Annotated in this window: 12 protein-coding genes; 7 read left to right on the top strand and 5 right to left on the bottom strand. The window is 33.5% G+C overall.

Features of this window, described 5'->3' with window-relative positions; translation table 11 throughout:
- Positions 1-193: 193 nt before the first annotated feature.
- Positions 194-748: a hypothetical protein gene (locus B0E44_RS05435; RefSeq protein WP_077371237.1), complete on the top strand. Its 555-nt coding sequence runs from the start codon at positions 194-196 to the stop codon at positions 746-748.
- Positions 749-853: 105 nt separating this feature from the next.
- Here B0E44_RS05435 and argS read toward each other — a convergent pair whose 3' ends face one another.
- The gene (gene argS, locus B0E44_RS05430) at positions 854-2,632 is read right to left on the bottom strand and encodes an arginine--tRNA ligase (protein WP_077371235.1); all 1,779 of its coding nucleotides are present in this window, start codon (positions 2,630-2,632) and stop codon (positions 854-856) included.
- A gap of 322 nt (positions 2,633-2,954) precedes the next feature.
- On the opposite strand from argS, the gene B0E44_RS05425 reads away from it, so the two are divergent.
- A complete protein-coding gene (locus tag B0E44_RS05425) occupies positions 2,955-5,291 on the top strand; it encodes a TonB-dependent receptor domain-containing protein (protein ID WP_077371233.1) in 2,337 nt (778 codons plus the stop codon).
- A gap of 136 nt (positions 5,292-5,427) precedes the next feature.
- Here B0E44_RS05425 and B0E44_RS05420 read toward each other — a convergent pair whose 3' ends face one another.
- Positions 5,428-6,435: a 3-oxoacyl-ACP synthase III family protein gene (locus B0E44_RS05420; protein ID WP_077371231.1), complete on the bottom strand. Its 1,008-nt coding sequence runs from the start codon at positions 6,433-6,435 to the stop codon at positions 5,428-5,430.
- A gap of 220 nt (positions 6,436-6,655) precedes the next feature.
- Between B0E44_RS05420 and B0E44_RS05415 the strand changes: the two genes are divergently transcribed.
- Positions 6,656-9,067 (top strand): S9 family peptidase, encoded by a 2,412-nt coding sequence (locus B0E44_RS05415; protein ID WP_077371229.1) that lies wholly within the window; start codon positions 6,656-6,658, stop codon positions 9,065-9,067.
- A gap of 104 nt (positions 9,068-9,171) precedes the next feature.
- On the opposite strand, the gene B0E44_RS05410 is transcribed toward B0E44_RS05415, so the two are convergent.
- From B0E44_RS05410 to B0E44_RS05400, 3 genes are all read right to left on the bottom strand, one after another.
- Positions 9,172-10,116: an ABC transporter ATP-binding protein gene (locus B0E44_RS05410; RefSeq protein WP_077371227.1), complete on the bottom strand. Its 945-nt coding sequence runs from the start codon at positions 10,114-10,116 to the stop codon at positions 9,172-9,174.
- A gap of 292 nt (positions 10,117-10,408) precedes the next feature.
- Entirely contained in the window at positions 10,409-11,098 is a 690-nt protein-coding gene (locus tag B0E44_RS05405; protein WP_077371225.1) for an OmpA family protein, read from the bottom strand.
- Positions 11,099-11,118: 20 nt separating this feature from the next.
- Complete coding sequence (locus tag B0E44_RS05400) at positions 11,119-11,628, bottom strand: lipocalin family protein (RefSeq protein ID WP_077371223.1); 510 nt, start codon at positions 11,626-11,628, stop codon at positions 11,119-11,121.
- A 171-nt stretch (positions 11,629-11,799) separates the two neighbouring features.
- On the opposite strand from B0E44_RS05400, the gene htpG reads away from it, so the two are divergent.
- From htpG to B0E44_RS05380, 4 genes are all read left to right on the top strand, one after another.
- Positions 11,800-13,683: a molecular chaperone HtpG gene (htpG, locus tag B0E44_RS05395; RefSeq protein WP_077371239.1), complete on the top strand. Its 1,884-nt coding sequence runs from the start codon at positions 11,800-11,802 to the stop codon at positions 13,681-13,683.
- 297 nt (positions 13,684-13,980) lie between these two features.
- A complete protein-coding gene (locus tag B0E44_RS05390; protein ID WP_077371221.1) occupies positions 13,981-15,153 on the top strand; it encodes a pYEATS domain-containing protein in 1,173 nt (390 codons plus the stop codon).
- 268 nt (positions 15,154-15,421) lie between these two features.
- On the top strand, positions 15,422-16,231 hold the full coding sequence (locus B0E44_RS05385; protein WP_077371219.1) for a hypothetical protein: 810 nt from the start codon (positions 15,422-15,424) through the stop codon (positions 16,229-16,231).
- A 216-nt stretch (positions 16,232-16,447) separates the two neighbouring features.
- Positions 16,448-17,395 carry an MASE1 domain-containing protein gene (locus tag B0E44_RS05380; protein ID WP_077371217.1) on the top strand — a complete coding sequence of 316 codons (948 nt, stop codon included), beginning with the start codon at positions 16,448-16,450 and terminating at the stop codon, positions 17,393-17,395.
- Positions 17,396-17,801: the final 406 nt, after the last annotated feature.

The raw sequence follows: 17,801 nt of genomic DNA, 5'->3' as shown, positions 1-17,801 counted from the left end.
ATGTTAAAAAATAAAGAATAATTTAATATAAAATTAAAATAAACACATAAGATTATTGTATTTGCAAAAAAATATTTGTTTTTTTAAAAAATTAATAAAAAATATTTTTACTTTTTCAAAAATAAATGTACTTTTATACTATAAAATAAAAACATAAAAATCATTAAAAAAACAATATAAAAAATACAAGATCATGAGAACAATTATCACCTTTGCCCTTTGCTTAAGTTTCTTTTCTGCGACGTATTCACAAGACCAAAAAACAGCTGATAAAAAAGCAGAAACTTTAAAAATGGAAGTATTACCAGAAGTATTAGTTTCACACACTAAAAATGTTTCAAAATACATTCCAGACAACAATCCTGATGCAGTTATCAGAAACACTCAAAACGTATTCATTTCCTACAATGTAGATAATGAAGAGTGCAGAAATTTCGACGAGTATTTAGTGACTTTAGAAAATGAAAAAGGCTTCTTGGTGGCAACTTACAATCAACAAGGAGTATTAGTACGGGTTAACGAAAAATACGCGAATGCAGAATTACCAAGACAAATAATGCGTTTTGTCTTTATGTGGTATCCTGAATGGACAATTACAAAAAGTAAGTTTGAATATTCTCAACAAAAAGGAGCAATCTTAAAAAAAACATACCATTTGAAACTTAAAAAAGATAATCAAACTCAAAATATACAAATTAGTTCAACAGGCGAAATTGTTAAAACAAACAATGAATTAGCAATGAATTAAAATTGCAATGATTCTCAATTAAACCAAAATTTCCCCGTCCCTAACAAATAAAAAAGAGGCTATCTAAAAACATAGACAGCCTCTTTTTTAATTTTATTTATAAAATTACATTCTTTCTGGAACATTAATCCCTAATAAACTAAAGGAATCTGCAATAACATCTGCCACTTTTTTGGACAATTGCACTCTGAATGTTTTTTTAGCCAAATCAGTTTCTCCAAGAATGGAAACGGCTTGATAAAAAGAATTGTATTCACGAACCAAATCATACGTATAATTAGCAATCAAAGCAGGGCTATGATTATGGGCCGCATTCTGAATCACCTCTGGAAACAATTCTAATTGTTTTACCAATTCTTTTTCTTTTTCGTGAAGTTCAACAATTCCTGCATTGGCTGCAAAATCAAAATCGGCTTTACGAATAATTGATTGAATTCTAGCATAAGTATATTGAATAAACGGTCCTGTATTTCCTGCAAAATCAACAGATTCCTCTGGATTGAAAAGGATTCGTTTTTTTGGATCCACTTTTAAAATATAATATTTCAAAGCACCAAGTCCAATTGTATTGTATAATTTTGATTTTTCTTCAACAGAATAAGAATCTAATTTTCCTAAATCCTCAGCAATTTTTTGAGCTGTATTAGTCATTTCCTGCATCAAATCATCAGCATCAACTACAGTTCCTTCGCGGCTTTTCATTTTTCCAGAAGGTAAATCTACCATTCCGTATGATAAATGAAAAAGACTGGAAGCCCAATCAAATCCTAATTTTTTCAAGATTAAAAACAAAACTTTGAAGTGATAATCTTGTTCGTTCCCAACTGTGTAAACCATTCCACCAACATCTGGCATATCTTTTACACGCTGAATTGCAGTTCCAATATCCTGCGTCATATAAACCGCAGTTCCATCAGAACGCAACACAATTTTACGATCCAAACCTTCATCAGTCAAATCAATCCAAACTGAACCGTCTGGATCTTTTTCGAAAATTCCTTTTTCTAAACCAATCTGAACTACATCTTTTCCTAACAAATAAGTATTGCTTTCGTAATAAAAGCTGTCAAAGTTTACACCTAGATTTTTATAACTTATTGCAAAACCATCATAAACCCATTGGTTCATAGTTTTCCAAAGTGCAATTACTTCAGGCTTTCCATTCTCCCAATCCAAAAGCATTTGTTGTGCTTCGAGGATAATTGGAGCTTGTTTTTTGGCTTCATCTTCTGTTTTTCCCGTATTCATCAATTCATTGATTTCAGCTTTATACGCTTTATCAAAAGCCACATAATAGTTACCCACCAATTTATCGCCTTTCAATCCCGTAGATTCTGGAGTTTCTCCGTTTCCAAATTTTTGCCAAGCCAGCATTGACTTACAAATATGAATCCCTCTATCGTTAATGATTTGCGTTTTATATACTTTTTTACCCGAAGCCTTGATAATTTCAGCTACCGAATATCCCAATAAATTATTACGAACGTGTCCTAAGTGCAACGGTTTATTAGTGTTTGGCGAAGAATATTCTACCATTACCGCTTTGTCATTTGCAGAAGGCGTCACAAAACCAAATTTTTCTACACTTCTGATTCCGTTGAAGAAATTCAAATAATAGCTATCTGCAATTACAATATTCAAAAAACCTGAAACCACATTAAAACGGGCTACTTCAGGAACATTTTCCACAAGATAATTTCCAATTTTATTCCCTAATTCTACTGGATTACTTTTTACCAACTTCAATAATGGAAAAATTACCATTGTAATATCGCCTTCAAACTCTTTTCTGGTCGCTTGAAACTCAATTTTATCAACGGTTACATCAAACAAAGTTTGAATGGCTTTCTCTATGGATGGCGTAAGAATATTGGTTAATGACATTTTGTGCTTGATTTTTTTAAGTGTGCAAATATAAGGCTTATTCGTCAAATATAGAAAGTGAAAAATTACATTCTGTTTGAGATTGCCCATTTAAAAACGTTACTCCAAAATATCATCCAATAACAGCCGAAAAAAATCTAAAAACAGCTCCAAAACATAATATTTCATCAAAAAAATTTAGAATGCAAACCTTTAATAATCAAAGTTTATCAACACGATTTGAAACAAAGACTTATTTTTTTTCTAAAAAAGTGTTACAAAACCAAGACAAAACAGTCTTATTTGCAATCATCAATCAAAATCATCAATCAAAAATCAAATCATGAAAATTAAACTATTAGTATTTTTCCTATTGAGTTTCGTAGGAATCGCAAAAGCAGAAAATCCTGGAGTCCTTTCGGGAAAAGTAACAAACAAAGCAAACAATCAGCCCGTACAGTATGCTTCAATTGTCATTAAAGATGCTGGAAAAGTAATAACCGGAATTGTCGCTGACGAAAATGGATCTTTTTCAATAAAAAATTTAGAACTGAAAAAATTCACTTTGGAAGTAGAATTCATTGGTTACAAAAAATATTCCACCACTTTTGAATTGAGTTCTGCGAAAAAAAGTTCTACTGTCGAAATTCTTTTGGAAGAGGAAGCTACGGAACTTCAATCGGTTGACATCGTTAAAGAACATTCGTTAATCGAACAAAAAACAGATCGAAAGGTTATCAATGTCGGGAAAGATTTATTAAGCGCCGGAGCAACTGCCTCCGAAATACTGAACAACATCCCTTCAGTAAGCGTTGATCCGCAAACGAATGCAGTCAGCCTTAGAGGGAATTCGAATGTAAGAGTTTTTGTAGACGGAAAACCTTCTACAGTTAGTGCTTCTCAATTATTACAGCAGATTCCGGCGACATCCATCAAACAAATTGAATTAATCACCAACCCATCGGCTAAATACAATCCCGAAGGAATGAGCGGTATTATCAATATTGTATTGAACAAAAACGCAAAAATCGGTTTTAACGGAAGCGTAAACAGCGGTGTAACTTTTGGAGAAACACCAAAAACCAATTCCTCATTTGACATGAATTACCGTAACGGAAAATTCAACCTGTTTGGTAATTATGGATTAACAACTGGGAAATATCACAATTATGGAAAAGTAGAAACCCTTGAGCCTGGCGAAGAAAACATTCAGAATTTTGATTTTACGAATAAAAATAAATCACATTTAGCCAAAGTGGGTTTTGACTTTTATCTGAATGACACCAACACTATTTCTGTTTACACAACCCAAAACATCAATAACGAAACTGGTAAATCTAATGTAAATGTAATTTTTGATAATCCTGCTGATAACATTAATCAGATATTTGACAGCAAGAACGATAATTATACCCAAACCTATAATTTTGATTACAAGAAAAAATTCAAAAAAGAGGGGCATACTCTTGAATTTGAAGGCAATTACAGCAACAATAACAATGAAGAAAACAGTGAATTCAACAATCCTGCAGCAAAGAATGACATAACCAATAAAGGAGAGAATATTTTACTCAATTTGGATTACGTAAATCCTTTGACAGAAACCATCAAACTAGAAACCGGATTAGAAACCAGAATCGAAAACACTACAAATAACTTTCTGCTGAATGGTGCTTACAATTCTAATTTCAATTACGAAAGACGTATTTATTCGGCTTATACCACCATCGCAAAGCAATGGAACAAATGGAATGCGCAAGTTGGAGCACGTTTTGAAAAATACACCGCCGATGCTTTATTCAAAAAAGTAAATGAAAATGATGGTACTTTTAATGATAATTTGTTCACTGTGTATCCTTCTGGGTTTGTAACTTATACGCCAAGTGACAATGATTCGTTCAACTTTAGTGTTTCAAAACGTGTGGACAGACCGAGCATCGACCAAGTTAATCCGATTCGCGAATGGAGCACACCTTTGATAGATTCGGAAGGAAATCCAGAACTGTATCCTCAATTTACTAACTCAGTTGAATTGAATTATACTCGAAAAACCAAAATAGGTTCCATAACTTCTGGCGTTTTTTACCGTCAGATTAATGACGAGATTACAAGAACTCTTAACGAAAATCCAAATGATCCAGAGAGACAAATTTTATCGTATGCCAATTTGGGCGACAATAATGCTTATGGAGTAGAACTTTCCGGGAATCTTGATTTCACAAAATGGTACACTGCGAACATTAGTTTTGACATGTACCACAAAAAAACAAAAGGGTATGTAGAACTGGAATATGTTGAAGTGGATGTTACTACTTTCAACTCCCGCATAAGCAACACTTTCAAAGCATCAAAAAACCTGCGTTTCCAATTAACAGGAATGTATCGTGGAGAAGATTTAGGACTGCAGTTCCTAAGAAAACCAATGTGGAGAGTCGATGCAGGTTCAAGCCTAACCATCCTTAAAGGCAGCGGAACAATAACTGCCAGAGTAAGCGATCTATTCGACAGTATGCATTTTGCATTTGATGCCACAAAACCCAAATTGCAAACTGGAGAATTCCATTGGGAAAGCCAAACTGCCTATGTAGGATTCAATTATCGTTTTGGAACAGGAAAAAACAAAGCCATTCAAAGAAAAGAAAGAGATAAAAATGAAACCCAAGGAAGTGGAGGGTTCTAACAATTAGTTTTAATATTAGAATTGGTTACAAATGAGAAACCCCAGAGAATGCCAACTCTGGGGTTTCTTTATATCAAAAAATAATGAAATTTTGAAAGCTTTAGTTTTTAATAATCATTGAATAATTACAAATCCATTACCATTTTATAATGGCGCTTGCCCAAGTAAATCCGCTTCCGAAAGCAGCTAAAACTACAGTGTCTCCCGATTTTATTTTTCCTTGTTCCCAAGCTTCGGTCAAAGCAATCGGAATAGAAGCGGCAGTTGTATTACCGTACTTTTGAATATTATTGAATACTTGGTCGTCATTCAATCCGAATTTCTTTTGTATAAACTGTGAAATTCTCAAATTGGCTTGATGCGGAATCAACATATCAATATCCGAAACCTGCAAATTATTGGCTTCTAATCCTTCGTTAATTACTTCAGCAAAACGTACTACCGCATTTTTAAACACAAATTGTCCATTCATATAAGGAAAATAACTTTCATCGTCTGGATTATTGTCAGCAAGAATATCTGTTACCCAACGGCCTCCCATACCCGGAGCTGTCACAACCAATTCTTCGGCGTGAACCCCTTCTGAATGTAAATGAGTCGATAAAATTCCTTTAGTCAAATCTTCTTCCCTGCTCAAAATAGCAGCTCCTGCCCCATCTCCAAAAATCACCGAAACACCACGTCCTCTAGTTGTCATATCTAATCCCGTCGATTGAACTTCAGAGCCAATTACCAGAATATTCTTGTACATTCCTGTTTTAATATATTGATCTGCAACTGAAAGAGCATACACAAAGCCCGAACATTGATTTCTTACATCTAATGCTCCAACAGTTCTTAAACCTAAATCACGCTGCACCAAAACTCCTGGGCCAGGAAAATAATAATCAGGACTTAGAGTTGCAAAAACAACAAAATCAATATCTTCTGCAGCAACTCCTGAACGCTCCATTGCAATTTTTGCCGCTTTCACTCCCATTGTAGTAGTGGTATCTTCACCGCGAATGATATGTCTTCTTTCCTGAATCCCTGTTCTCTCTTGAATCCATTCGTCATTGGTATCAATGATTTTCGACAAATCATCGTTGGTCACTACATTATCTGGGACATAATACCCCAATCCCGTTATTTTTGAATGGTACATACTTTTATCGTTTTATTAAAATCAAGGTCACAAATTTAAATATCTTTTAAAATATTCGATTACAAATTACAGATTTTTTAGCAATAACCAATTCTTTTTTTTAAAAGCTATTTCCCAGTACTTCCGTATCAAAATACTAAAAAAGCTATTTTTGTTTTATCTGTAACAAAATTAGTTTGCATCGACTTATTACTATTACTAATCAAAATATTTTTATTTTATGAAATTAAGAATTCCTTTATTGGCATTTCTGTGTATAGGTTTTTCTTCATTGGCTCAAGAAAACCTAAACTATCAAAAACCGTCCAAGTCAATATTAGATTTAGCCGATTATCAAAGAGCGCCATCAGTTTCTTTAGATACCAAAAAAGAATATATGCTGTTGAGCTATAGAGCCACATACAAAACACTAGACGATTTAAATCAGGACGAAATGCGTTTAGGAGGTTTGCGAATCAACCCAATAACAAATATTTCGAGTACTGTAACTTATATCAACAATATAAAACTGAGAAAAGTTGCTGACAAAAACGAAATGCAGGTTACGGGTTTACCAGCAAATCCGAAAATAAGCAATATCCTTTGGTCGCCAAACGATAAAAAGATATTGTTTTCAAACACTATTGCTACTGGAGTAGAAATGTGGGTTTTGGATGTTGCTTCCGCAAAAGCAGTCAAATTAACCGATGCCACAGTAAATGCAAATCTGGGAACACCTTTTAGCTGGTTCAATGATAATGAAACTATTTTGGTAAAAATGCTTCCTAAAAACAGAGCTGCACTATTAGATTCCAAAAAAGATTTACCAACTGGCCCAATTATCTCAAATTCGGCTGGGGCAAAATCCCAAAACAGGACCTATCCTGATATGCTGAAAAACCAAAATGATGAAATCAATTTTGAAAACATCATTACTTCTGAGCTATATAAAGTTACTCTTGACGGAAAAGCATCATTATTCAAATCAGCAGCTATGTTTGCCGGAGAAAGAATTTCGCCTGACGGAAATTATGTAATGATAACCACCATTCAAAAACCATTCTCCTATATTGTTCCAATAAACCGTTTTCCTTCAAAAACGGTTGTTTATGACAAGAACGGTCTTGAAATAAAAACAGTAAATGAAGTCCCACTGAATGAAATTATGCCAAAAGGCTTCATGGCAGTGCGCAAAGGAAAAAGAGAAATGAACTGGAGAAACGACAAACCTGCCACATTATATTATGCAGCTGCTTTGGACGAAGGAGACCCAGCAAACAAAGTTGATTTTAGAGACGAAATCTTTTTATGGGATGCTCCTTTTACAGCAAACCCAGCTTCACTGACAAAAACACCACAGCGTTTCGGCGGTATTATTTGGGGGAATGAAACGATTGCCGTTGTTTTCGATGAATGGTATGACACCCGAAATACTAAAACCTATTTGATTAATCCATCAGATCCTAATCAAAAGCCAAAAGTAATTTCGGATAGAAATTCACAAGACATTTATTCGGATCCAGGGAATTTTGAAACCAAAAAAAATCAATACAATAAAAATGTTTTAGCGATAGAAAACAATAATGCATACCGCATTGGTGATGGATTTACCAAAGACGGACAATTTCCATTTATCGACGAATTCAATCTAAAAACATTGCAACCAAAACGCTTATATACTTCCCCTTACAAAGACAAAAAGGAAGACATCTTGGAAATTGAAGATTTTAAAACCGGAAAAGTATTGGTTCAGATTCAGTCCAAAAATGAATATCCAAACTATTACTTCAGAAACATCAAACAAAAAAACAGCTTGACTCCTATTACCTCTTTTGTAAGTCCATTTGAGAGCATCAAAAATGTGAGCAAAGAAGTTATTAAATACAAACGAAAAGATGGTGTCGAATTATCTGGAACTTTGTATTTGCCTGAAGGTTATGACAAAGTCAAAAAAGAAAAACTGCCTTTATTGATTTGGGCTTATCCTGCGGAATTCAAAGACAAAAGTAGTGCCGGGCAAAGCAGCCAGAATCCGAATGAATTTACGTTTCCTTATTATGGTTCCTTTGTATATTGGGTAACCAAAGGTTATGTTGTTCTTGATGATGCTTCTTTTCCAATTATTGGTGAAGGAACGACAGAACCGAATGATAATTTCATCACACAATTAGTAGATGATGCAGAAGCTGCAATAAATGCTGTAGATGCTTTAGGATACATCAACACCAAAAAAGTCGCTATTGGCGGACATTCCTACGGTGCCTTTATGACAGCCAATTTATTGACTCATTCCAATCTTTTTGCCTGCGGTATTGCCAGAAGCGGCGCTTACAACAGAACCTTAACTCCTTTTGGTTTTCAAAGCGAACAGCGCAATTACTGGGAAGTTCCTGCAGTGTACAATACAATGTCACCTTTTATGAATGCTGACAAAATGAAAACACCGTTACTTTTGGTTCATGGCGAAGCCGATAATAATCCGGGTACTTTTACTTTGCAGACAGAACGTTATTTCCAAGCGTTAAAAGGATTAGGCGCTCCTGTGCGAATGGTAATATTACCAAAAGAATCTCACAGTTATGTTACTAAGGAAAATATTCTGCATTTATTATGGGAACAAGATCAATTCTTGGAAAAATATTTGAAGAACTAAAACAAAAATTCAACAAAAAAAGAGACAGCGAAAACTGTCTCTTTTTAATTTAAGTCACTGTGTGAACAGCATCTTTTTATATTTTTAAATTCAATACAATCTTCCTAAATAATTTTCAGCAAAACTTCCTGGTTCAATTCTAAAGCAGTTTCATGTTCAAAGAAAATAGCTTTTCTATCAAAAGCAGCTTTTATCAAATAACGGCTACCTTTAAAAAAAGATTGTTTCACAACCGCTTGCATAGAACCGCTTGCATCTACTTTCAACTGATGTGGATACAGTAAAATAATTTCATCTTCTCCTTCTATTGGCATCAATTGAGACAATCTAAGTTCGTTCACTTCACCAAAAAGTGAGGCTACATATTTATTCAGCGGATAATTATAGACATCTGCAGATGGTCCTTTTTCCATAATTCTTCCCTCGTGCAAAACTATGGTTTCATCCGAAAAAGAAAGAGCATCGACACTATCGTGGGTTGCTATAAAACAGGTAATACCTTTTTTCTTTAGATAAGCAAATAGATTTCTGCGCAATGCATTTTTTCTAAAATTATCGATATGACTAAAAGGTTCATCCAGTAACAACACTTCTGGTTCCAACGCCAAAACTCTGGCCAATGCAACACGTTGCTGTTGTCCTCCACTCAATAATTTGGCTTTCACATTGGCAAATTCGGTCATTTCAACCATTTCCAGTAATTCCTGAATACGTAGTTTTTTTAAGGGTAAAAAACCATTGGAAAGAAACTTACCTACATTTTCGGCAACCGTTTCATAGGGCATCAAATCAAAATCTTGAGCCAAATATTTCATAAATGGCATCCCTGGAATCAAATTATATTTAGGCCCTCGAATCTCCGTTTCATTATAAAAAATGTGCCCTTCATTTAGGTCATACATACCGTAAATAAGTTTTAAAAGGGTACTTTTTCCACAACCACTTTCTCCAAGAATAGCTATATTCTGTCCTTTGGCGACTGTGAAATCCACATTCTGAATAATGATTTTTTCGGTATAGCCGAATGAAATATTTTGAACTTGAAGCATTCTTTAACATTAAAATTTGAGAGAACAAATATAGTTTCTTTAGCAAAAAGAATATACTTTATACTCTTAGAATTTACTGTTAAATAAAATAAAGATTTTTTCTTTATTCAAAAAAGAAAAATCAAGCATAGCAGCGCTACGGTTTATTTTTATTTTGAAGAAGAAAGGAAAAAAGAATGTTTTATTACGGTAAATTCTAAGAGTATATAGTATTCGTTCATAATTCATTTATATCCAAAAAAAAAAACTGCTTCATAATGAAGCAGTTTTTTTCAACATAATGAATTAATCATTATTGTTGCTTTTTGGCCTCTTCAACCATTTTAGCATTTGCAGTAATTGCAAATTCTACACGACGGTTTTGACTTTGACCTTCTTTGGTGTCATTTGAAGCAATTGGATCTGCAATTCCATATCCTGAAGTTTTGAAACGGCTAGCAACCAATCCTTTTGAGATTAAATATGATTTTACAGACTCAGCTCTTTTTTGAGAAAGTGTTAAATTGTATTCTGGTTTTCCTGTATTGTCAGTATAACCAAAAATTTCAATATTAGTATCTGCATAAGAATTAAATACAGGCACTAATTTATCCAAATTAGCTTTAGCCTGAGTCGTCAAAGACGATTTGTTCACATCAAAACGAACTGCATTCTCATTCAAAACCAAATGAATTCCTTCTCCCACACGTTCAACATCGGCACCTGGCAAAGCTTGATCAATCTCTCTCGCCTGCTTATCCATACTGTTTCCTATCAAGGCTCCCGTTCCACCACCAACAACTGCTCCAATAGCAGCTCCTAATGCAGCGTTACCACCTTTTCCAATATTATTTCCTAACACAGCTCCAAGAACTCCTCCTGCAACTGCACCAATTCCTGCTCCTTTTTGTGTATTATTAGCATTCTTTACAGATTCACAACCTGTAAAAAGAAAACTCAATACTAATAAACTACTTAATCCTAAAATCGCTATTTTTTTCATCTTATTTTTTATATTATAAATTAGTTAACTTTTTGAAATTGGTAAACAACATCAGTAGGATTGTTGCCTACATTTATTTTGTCAATCAATTCAAATGAAGTTTCTGTTTGGTTTCTAACTCCAAGAACGAAACCGGTTTTTACTTTTTTAGACTTCAATCCTTCGTCTAAAATTTTAAGAACAAACTGTCCTTCTTTATTAACATACCAAGTGATATCAGATGTAAAAGCAGTACAACTAGGGCTGTTCAAAGTCATGTTTCCTTTATTATTGTTCGAAATAAACTTCCATGTACTTCCTACAAAACATTTTGAATCCGCAAGATTAAAAGAGTTTACTTTAATATAATCAGAACCTGGATAAGTAACATTGGTTATCTGCCAATTTCCTTTTATATCAACTTGGGAAGCCTTATCTAATTTTGTCATCGGAGCATTAGAGACTGGCTCTGGTGTAGTGGGGGCTGTAGATGCAGGTTTACATGCAAAAACCAAAATGGCCATAGTGCATATTAAAAGAATTTTCCTCATGTTTTTTCAATTTTTAAATTAATGTAAGTACAAAGGTACATATCAAATTTATTAAAATTTGTTTTTTTATTTATATAATTTACTTACGACAATTTGTCACTTCCAATGCAATTGGTACTCTATTTGAAAGTTACTTTTACCAATTGTAAAACCATTAATAAATATAAAAACATGACAACAGGTAAAATTAATGTTTCGGTTGAAAACATCTTTCCTTTAATCAAGAAGTTCCTATACAGTGACCACGAAATTTTCTTGCGTGAATTGATTTCAAACGGAACCGATGCGACTTTAAAATTAAAGCACCTTACTAGTATTGGTGAAGCCAAAGTTGAATATGGTTCTCCGATTATTGAAGTTAAAATTGATAAAGAAGGAAAAAAACTCCACATCATTGACCAAGGATTGGGAATGACTGCCGATGAAGTAGAAAAATACATCAATCAGGTAGCTTTTTCGGGAGCTGAAGAATTCTTGGACAAATACAAAGATTCAGCCAAAGATTCAGGAATTATTGGTCATTTTGGTCTTGGTTTCTATTCTGCTTTTATGGTTGCAGAAAAAGTGGAAATCATCACCAAATCATACAAAGACGAACCAGCTGCTCATTGGACCTGTGACGGAAGCCCAGAATTCACATTGGAACCAGCTGACAAAACGACTAGAGGTACTGAAATCATTTTGCACATCGCAGAAGACTCTCTTGAATTCTTGGAAGAATTTAAAATCTCTGGCTTGTTGAGTAAATACAATAAGTTCATGCCTATTCCAATTAAATTTGGAACAAAATCTCAAACGCTTCCAAAACCGGAAGATGCTCCTGAAGATTATGTTGCTGAAACGGTTGAAATTGACAACATCGTCAACAACCCAAATCCAGCTTGGACAAAACAACCAACTGATTTATCGGATGCTGATTACAAAGATTTCTACCGTGAAATGTATCCAATGCAATTTGAGGAGCCATTATTCCACATTCATTTGAATGTAGATTATCCTTTTAATTTAACTGGTATTTTATATTTCCCAAAATTGGGTTCTGACTTACAAATTCAGAAAGACAAAATTCAATTGTACCAAAACCAAGTGTACGTAACGGATAATGTAGAGGGAATTGTCCCTGAATTCTTAATGATGCTTCGCGGTGTTGTTGATTCTCCAGATATTCCTTTGAATGTTTCTCGTTCAGGATTACAGGCTGATGGCGCGGTTAAGAAAATATCAAACTATATCACTCGTAAAGTTGCCGATAAATTGAAATCTTTATTCAATGAAAACAGAGAAGATTTTGAGGCAAAATGGAATGATATCAAAATCGTTCTTGAATACGGAATGCTTTCTGAGGATAAATTCTATGAAAAAGCCGGAGCATTTGTATTATACCCAACTGTTGATGACACTTATTTTACTCTTGAAGAATTGAAAGAGAAAATAAAAGAAAAACAAACCGACAAAGACGGAAAACTGGTTGTTTTATACGCTGGAAATAAAGAAGCGCAACACTCTTATATCGAAATTGCAAAAGACAAAGGATATGAAGTATTGCTTTTGGACTCTCCGATTATCTCACATTTAATTCAAAAAATTGAAGGTGATAATAGTGGATTGCATTTTGTTCGTGTCGATTCAGACCATATTGATAACTTAATCAAGAAAGAAGACGCTGCAATTTCTAAATTATCGGAAGAAGAAAAAGAAAGCCTAAAAACTTCATTAGAAACTTATATTCCAAAAGCATACACAGTACAATTGGAAGCGTTAGACAGCAATGCAGCTCCATTTATTATTACGCAACCTGAATTTATACGTAGAATGAAGGAAATGAGTCAATCTGGTGGTGGCGGAATGTTCGGAATGGGTAATATGCCGGAAATGTATAATTTGGTTGTAAATACCAATTCTGATTTGGCTACTAGCATCTTGAACAACAAAGACAAATCAGCACAGGAAAGTTTGGTAAAACAAGCTTTGGATTTGGCCAAATTATCTCAAAACCTGTTGAAAGGCGAAGAACTTACGGCTTTCGTGAAGAGAAGTTTTGATTTGATCAAATAATTTTATTTCCCTTTTCAAAAAGGAAAAATACAAACCTGCAAGTTTGAACTTGCAGGTTTTTTTTATTGCTAATTCCAAAAAACAAAATACTAATGTCTACAAAATGAACACTTAACATTCTTTTGTGTCTTTTTTTTCCTTAATTTTAAGAATTGAAAGAAATAAATGAATTGTTTATTTCTTTAAAAAAATATCCCTTCTTTTCGGGAAATGAGTTCATTTCTTTATTCAAAAAATTAAGCTTCGCAAACCAATTTAAAACTGATTTGATTTAGAACCTAATTAAAACCTACGCTTATGACAAATAACGAAACGGAATTAGAGAAAGAAAAAAATACAGGAAAAGACGCCGAAACTTCGGTTTTACTCACATTATATACTGGGCTTTTTTTGGGAATGGTTCCCGTTATCGGTTTTCCGGTCACCAATCCAGAAATGGGCGGAAATATTCTTTTTATTGGTCTGACACTAGGAATAGCCTCATTTACCAGTTTTTTTTTCGTTGGCATTTTATTTGGAATGCCCAAACGAAATAACAAAAAAGAAAACAGTTACTCACTCAATAATGGTTTGTCCGAGATCTCAGATTGGCTTACCAAAATAATTGTCGGTCTTGCATTAGTCAATCTTAAAGAAATTCCTGGATATATCATTTCGTTTGCCGAATATATAAGGATAGCCTCAAAATTTGATGGACAATTGTTGAATATATACACAATTGGTATCCTTTTCTATTTCGGTTTTTTGGGTTTATTTATCGGATATAACTATATGCGTTTGGTTCGTGTCAATAAATACAAATATACAGACGATAATATAATCCTGAGAGAACTGGAAATTGCAAAAGAAAAGGTTCTTGAAGCAAAAGAAGAGAACAAGCAAAAAGACAAAAAAATTATCGAGATCCAAAGTTTGGTTCAAGAAAAAGAGCAATTGGCCAAAGCATTAATTGACAGGGTAAATGAACCTTCCCTATCGAACGCCAAGATTCAAACTGTTATCAAAAATATAATCGATTCTGGCGAAGCCAAAAAAGGAAACGAAGATATCAAATTGCATGTGGATAAAATGATAGATGAAGCCAAAATGAAATTACACAAGGGTCTTATCACTCATCACGATGATCCTCAAAAAGGACAATGGAAATCTAGTGCCATAAATAATGAACGAGAATTAAAGGCAACTGTCATTGAAGAAGCCAAAGGATTGTATAAAATAAAGCTGCAGGTAGTTTCTACAAATCCGAAAGACAACCCATTAAAAAAGGGCGACATTATATTATTTGCTTTGCATAACACTTTTGGTGACCTGCCATTCATGCTCGTAAAAGTCGACAAACAATCCGCCGAACTTAATTTTTATGCTTACGGTTCCTTTACAGTTGGGGCATTTGTGGATGACGGCGGTACAGAATTGGAACTCGATTTGGCTGAGCTACCAAACGTATCCAGTCATTTCAAATTCCATTAAACAATAATTGGCTTTTTAGAAAAAAACGACAGTGATAATAATTACGGATTTTCGAAGTAAATATTAAAACCCTGCATATAAAAAATCTGGTACGCAATCACTTATAATTTATTTCTAAACAATTCGTTAATAGATATAACTTTTAAATAAAAACCGAAAAAATAAAAATACTTTCCTTAATATTTAACAGTCATTTCAATCAATAATTCATTTAAAATAATAAATTTGCCTACCCAAAACAAAAAACTTAACCAAAAATTAGAATTTTATGAAGAAAAACTTTTATTTATCAGCAGCATTTACCCTTACTTGTTTTCTATTTATTTCATGTACCAAAGAAGATTCTTTGAGTGCTACCGACAATAGCTCAGTTGTGGCATCCGCCTCTATTGATGCAGTAAATGAAATGGATATTCAGACAGGAGCTCAAGTATCATTCGACAAATTAACTGCTAAAAAAACTGGCAAAACATTAACCAATTCATGTGGAACCGTGACAATGGATCCGATAACAACAACTTTTCCTAAAACATTCTATGTAGATTTTGGAACAACAGGTTGCCAAACAAATGGCATCACAAGAAAAGGAAAATTAAAAATTACTTTTTCCAATTATATTACAGAAACAGGCAGCACCATGACTGTTGAAAGAATAGATTACTCTGTAAATGGCAATAAAGTAGCAGGAACAATTGTATATAAAAACACAACTACAACTGTCCCACAATGGACAAGAACTGTTACCAACGGAATTTTTACAGATACTAAAGGTGATGTATATCAAAATGCAGGTTCTTATACAATAAAACAAACTGCTGGTGTTTCTACACTTACTTTAACTGACAATACATATGAAATGATTGAAGGAACTCATACCGTTACTAAACAAAATGATGCCAAAATCACTTTAACTGTTTTAGAGCCTTTAGTTAAAAATTTCTCTTGTGATTATGTATCTAAAGGAAAATTAAAGGTTGAAAGTACCCTTTTAAACGGAACAATTAATTATGGTAATGGAGATTGTGACAATAAAGGCACCTATACACAAAACGGAATTGAATTCCCTATAACAATGTAATTTTATAATTTTTTTTAAAATATTTCAGAGACTGTCCGAAAAGACAGTCTCTTTTTTTATCTAAGTTTTGTATTAAAACAAAACTACCTATACTCCATTGCTGATCAAAAAAGAAAAAATAAGAGTACAAAAATTTATTAAAAATTTAATTTTAAACATTAAATTTGTCTAAATTAATTTTCTGAATTCCAAAGAACAACAACAAAACCTCTCATTATGTACAAGTTAGACATAAACGATTATTACACTCCTTTTTTTTTAAAATCTTCACTTTTTAAAATTGTTCTGGTTGCTTTTGTTTTCAACGTACTTGCTTTTTTGAGCTTTAGAATAACCGTCTCCCCAGACAATCTCTCACCAATTTTTCCCGATGTAGGATTTGCACTTGCAGCAGTATTAATTATTGGACGCAGAGCTATAGCTGGAGTTTGGGTAGGGTCATTTATCGCAAATATGTTTTCCTTTTGGGATGTTTGCAAAATGTTAGACAAATCATTACTCGAGACCATACTATCTTCAGCATCGGTCGCTACAGGAGTAGCAATCGGAGTAACAATTAGTGCTTACTTAATTAATTTAATCAACAAAGGTGAATATCCATTAAAAACAGGATTTTCAGTTATAAGTTTTTTAGCAATTAGTACTTTATATTGTGGTATCTGTTCTTTGTTATGCGTATCCGCTATTTCGTTTTGGGGATTAAGTACCCCAAACCACTTTATTACAAATTGGACAACTTTATGGAAAGGTGATTTAATTGGCACAATACTAATAACTCCATTTATAATATCTTGGTTTTATCGTCATCACATAAAAATTATTGCAACATCACTTTTAGAAGCCATCTCATTAGGATTAGCAACAATATTAGTCTGTGTCCTAATTGCATTTGACCACCCAAATAATCAGTACTTATTCATCATAATACTTTTATGGGCTACATTTCGTTTTAGAATCAGAGGAGTATCAATCCTGGCCTCCTTGTTTGCTCTTTTATCATCAATATACGGATACCTCGGCTATGGCTCATTTGTAGTAGTCAATTCAGAAGATTCACTTATTAACATCAATCCTTTTTTTGGATTAGCCACAGTCATTGCATTAATATTATCAGGATACTACTCTGATTATTTACACCATAAACCAGAGGCTTCAAAAGTTTAAATTTATAAAACTTTTTTCATTTATTTCTTTTGGGCATGCCCCAAGGGTCGGGCTGTCCATTGTATCTTTTCTTTTCCCGAAAGAAGGAAAAGAAAAGGATGCCATTTCCATCCCTCATGCAAATTCGTTTTTCAGAAGAAATCAATATTAAATAAGGCATAAAACAAAAAAACAGCCCCAAAGAGGAGCTGTTTTGTTTTTATAAATTCGAAGTAAGTATTGTTCTTAAAAAATACCCAATTAATTTAGCGCTGCCACATTTTGGCTCTTCATTTTCAGATCCCCTTTGTACACTTCGGCAACCGATTTTCTCGATAAGCTTGAAACTTTATTGCTGATAACAATCTCGTGTATCACTTTCTTTTGACTGGTTTCCACTTCTAGGAAGTAAACCCCATCAGGAAAC

This window comes from Flavobacterium sp. A45 (assembly GCF_002001005.1).
In the GTDB taxonomy this organism is placed as follows: Bacteria; Bacteroidota; Bacteroidia; order Flavobacteriales; family Flavobacteriaceae; genus Flavobacterium.
Note: the sequence above shows the minus strand (reverse complement) of the source record. Positions and strands in the feature narration are given on the sequence as shown.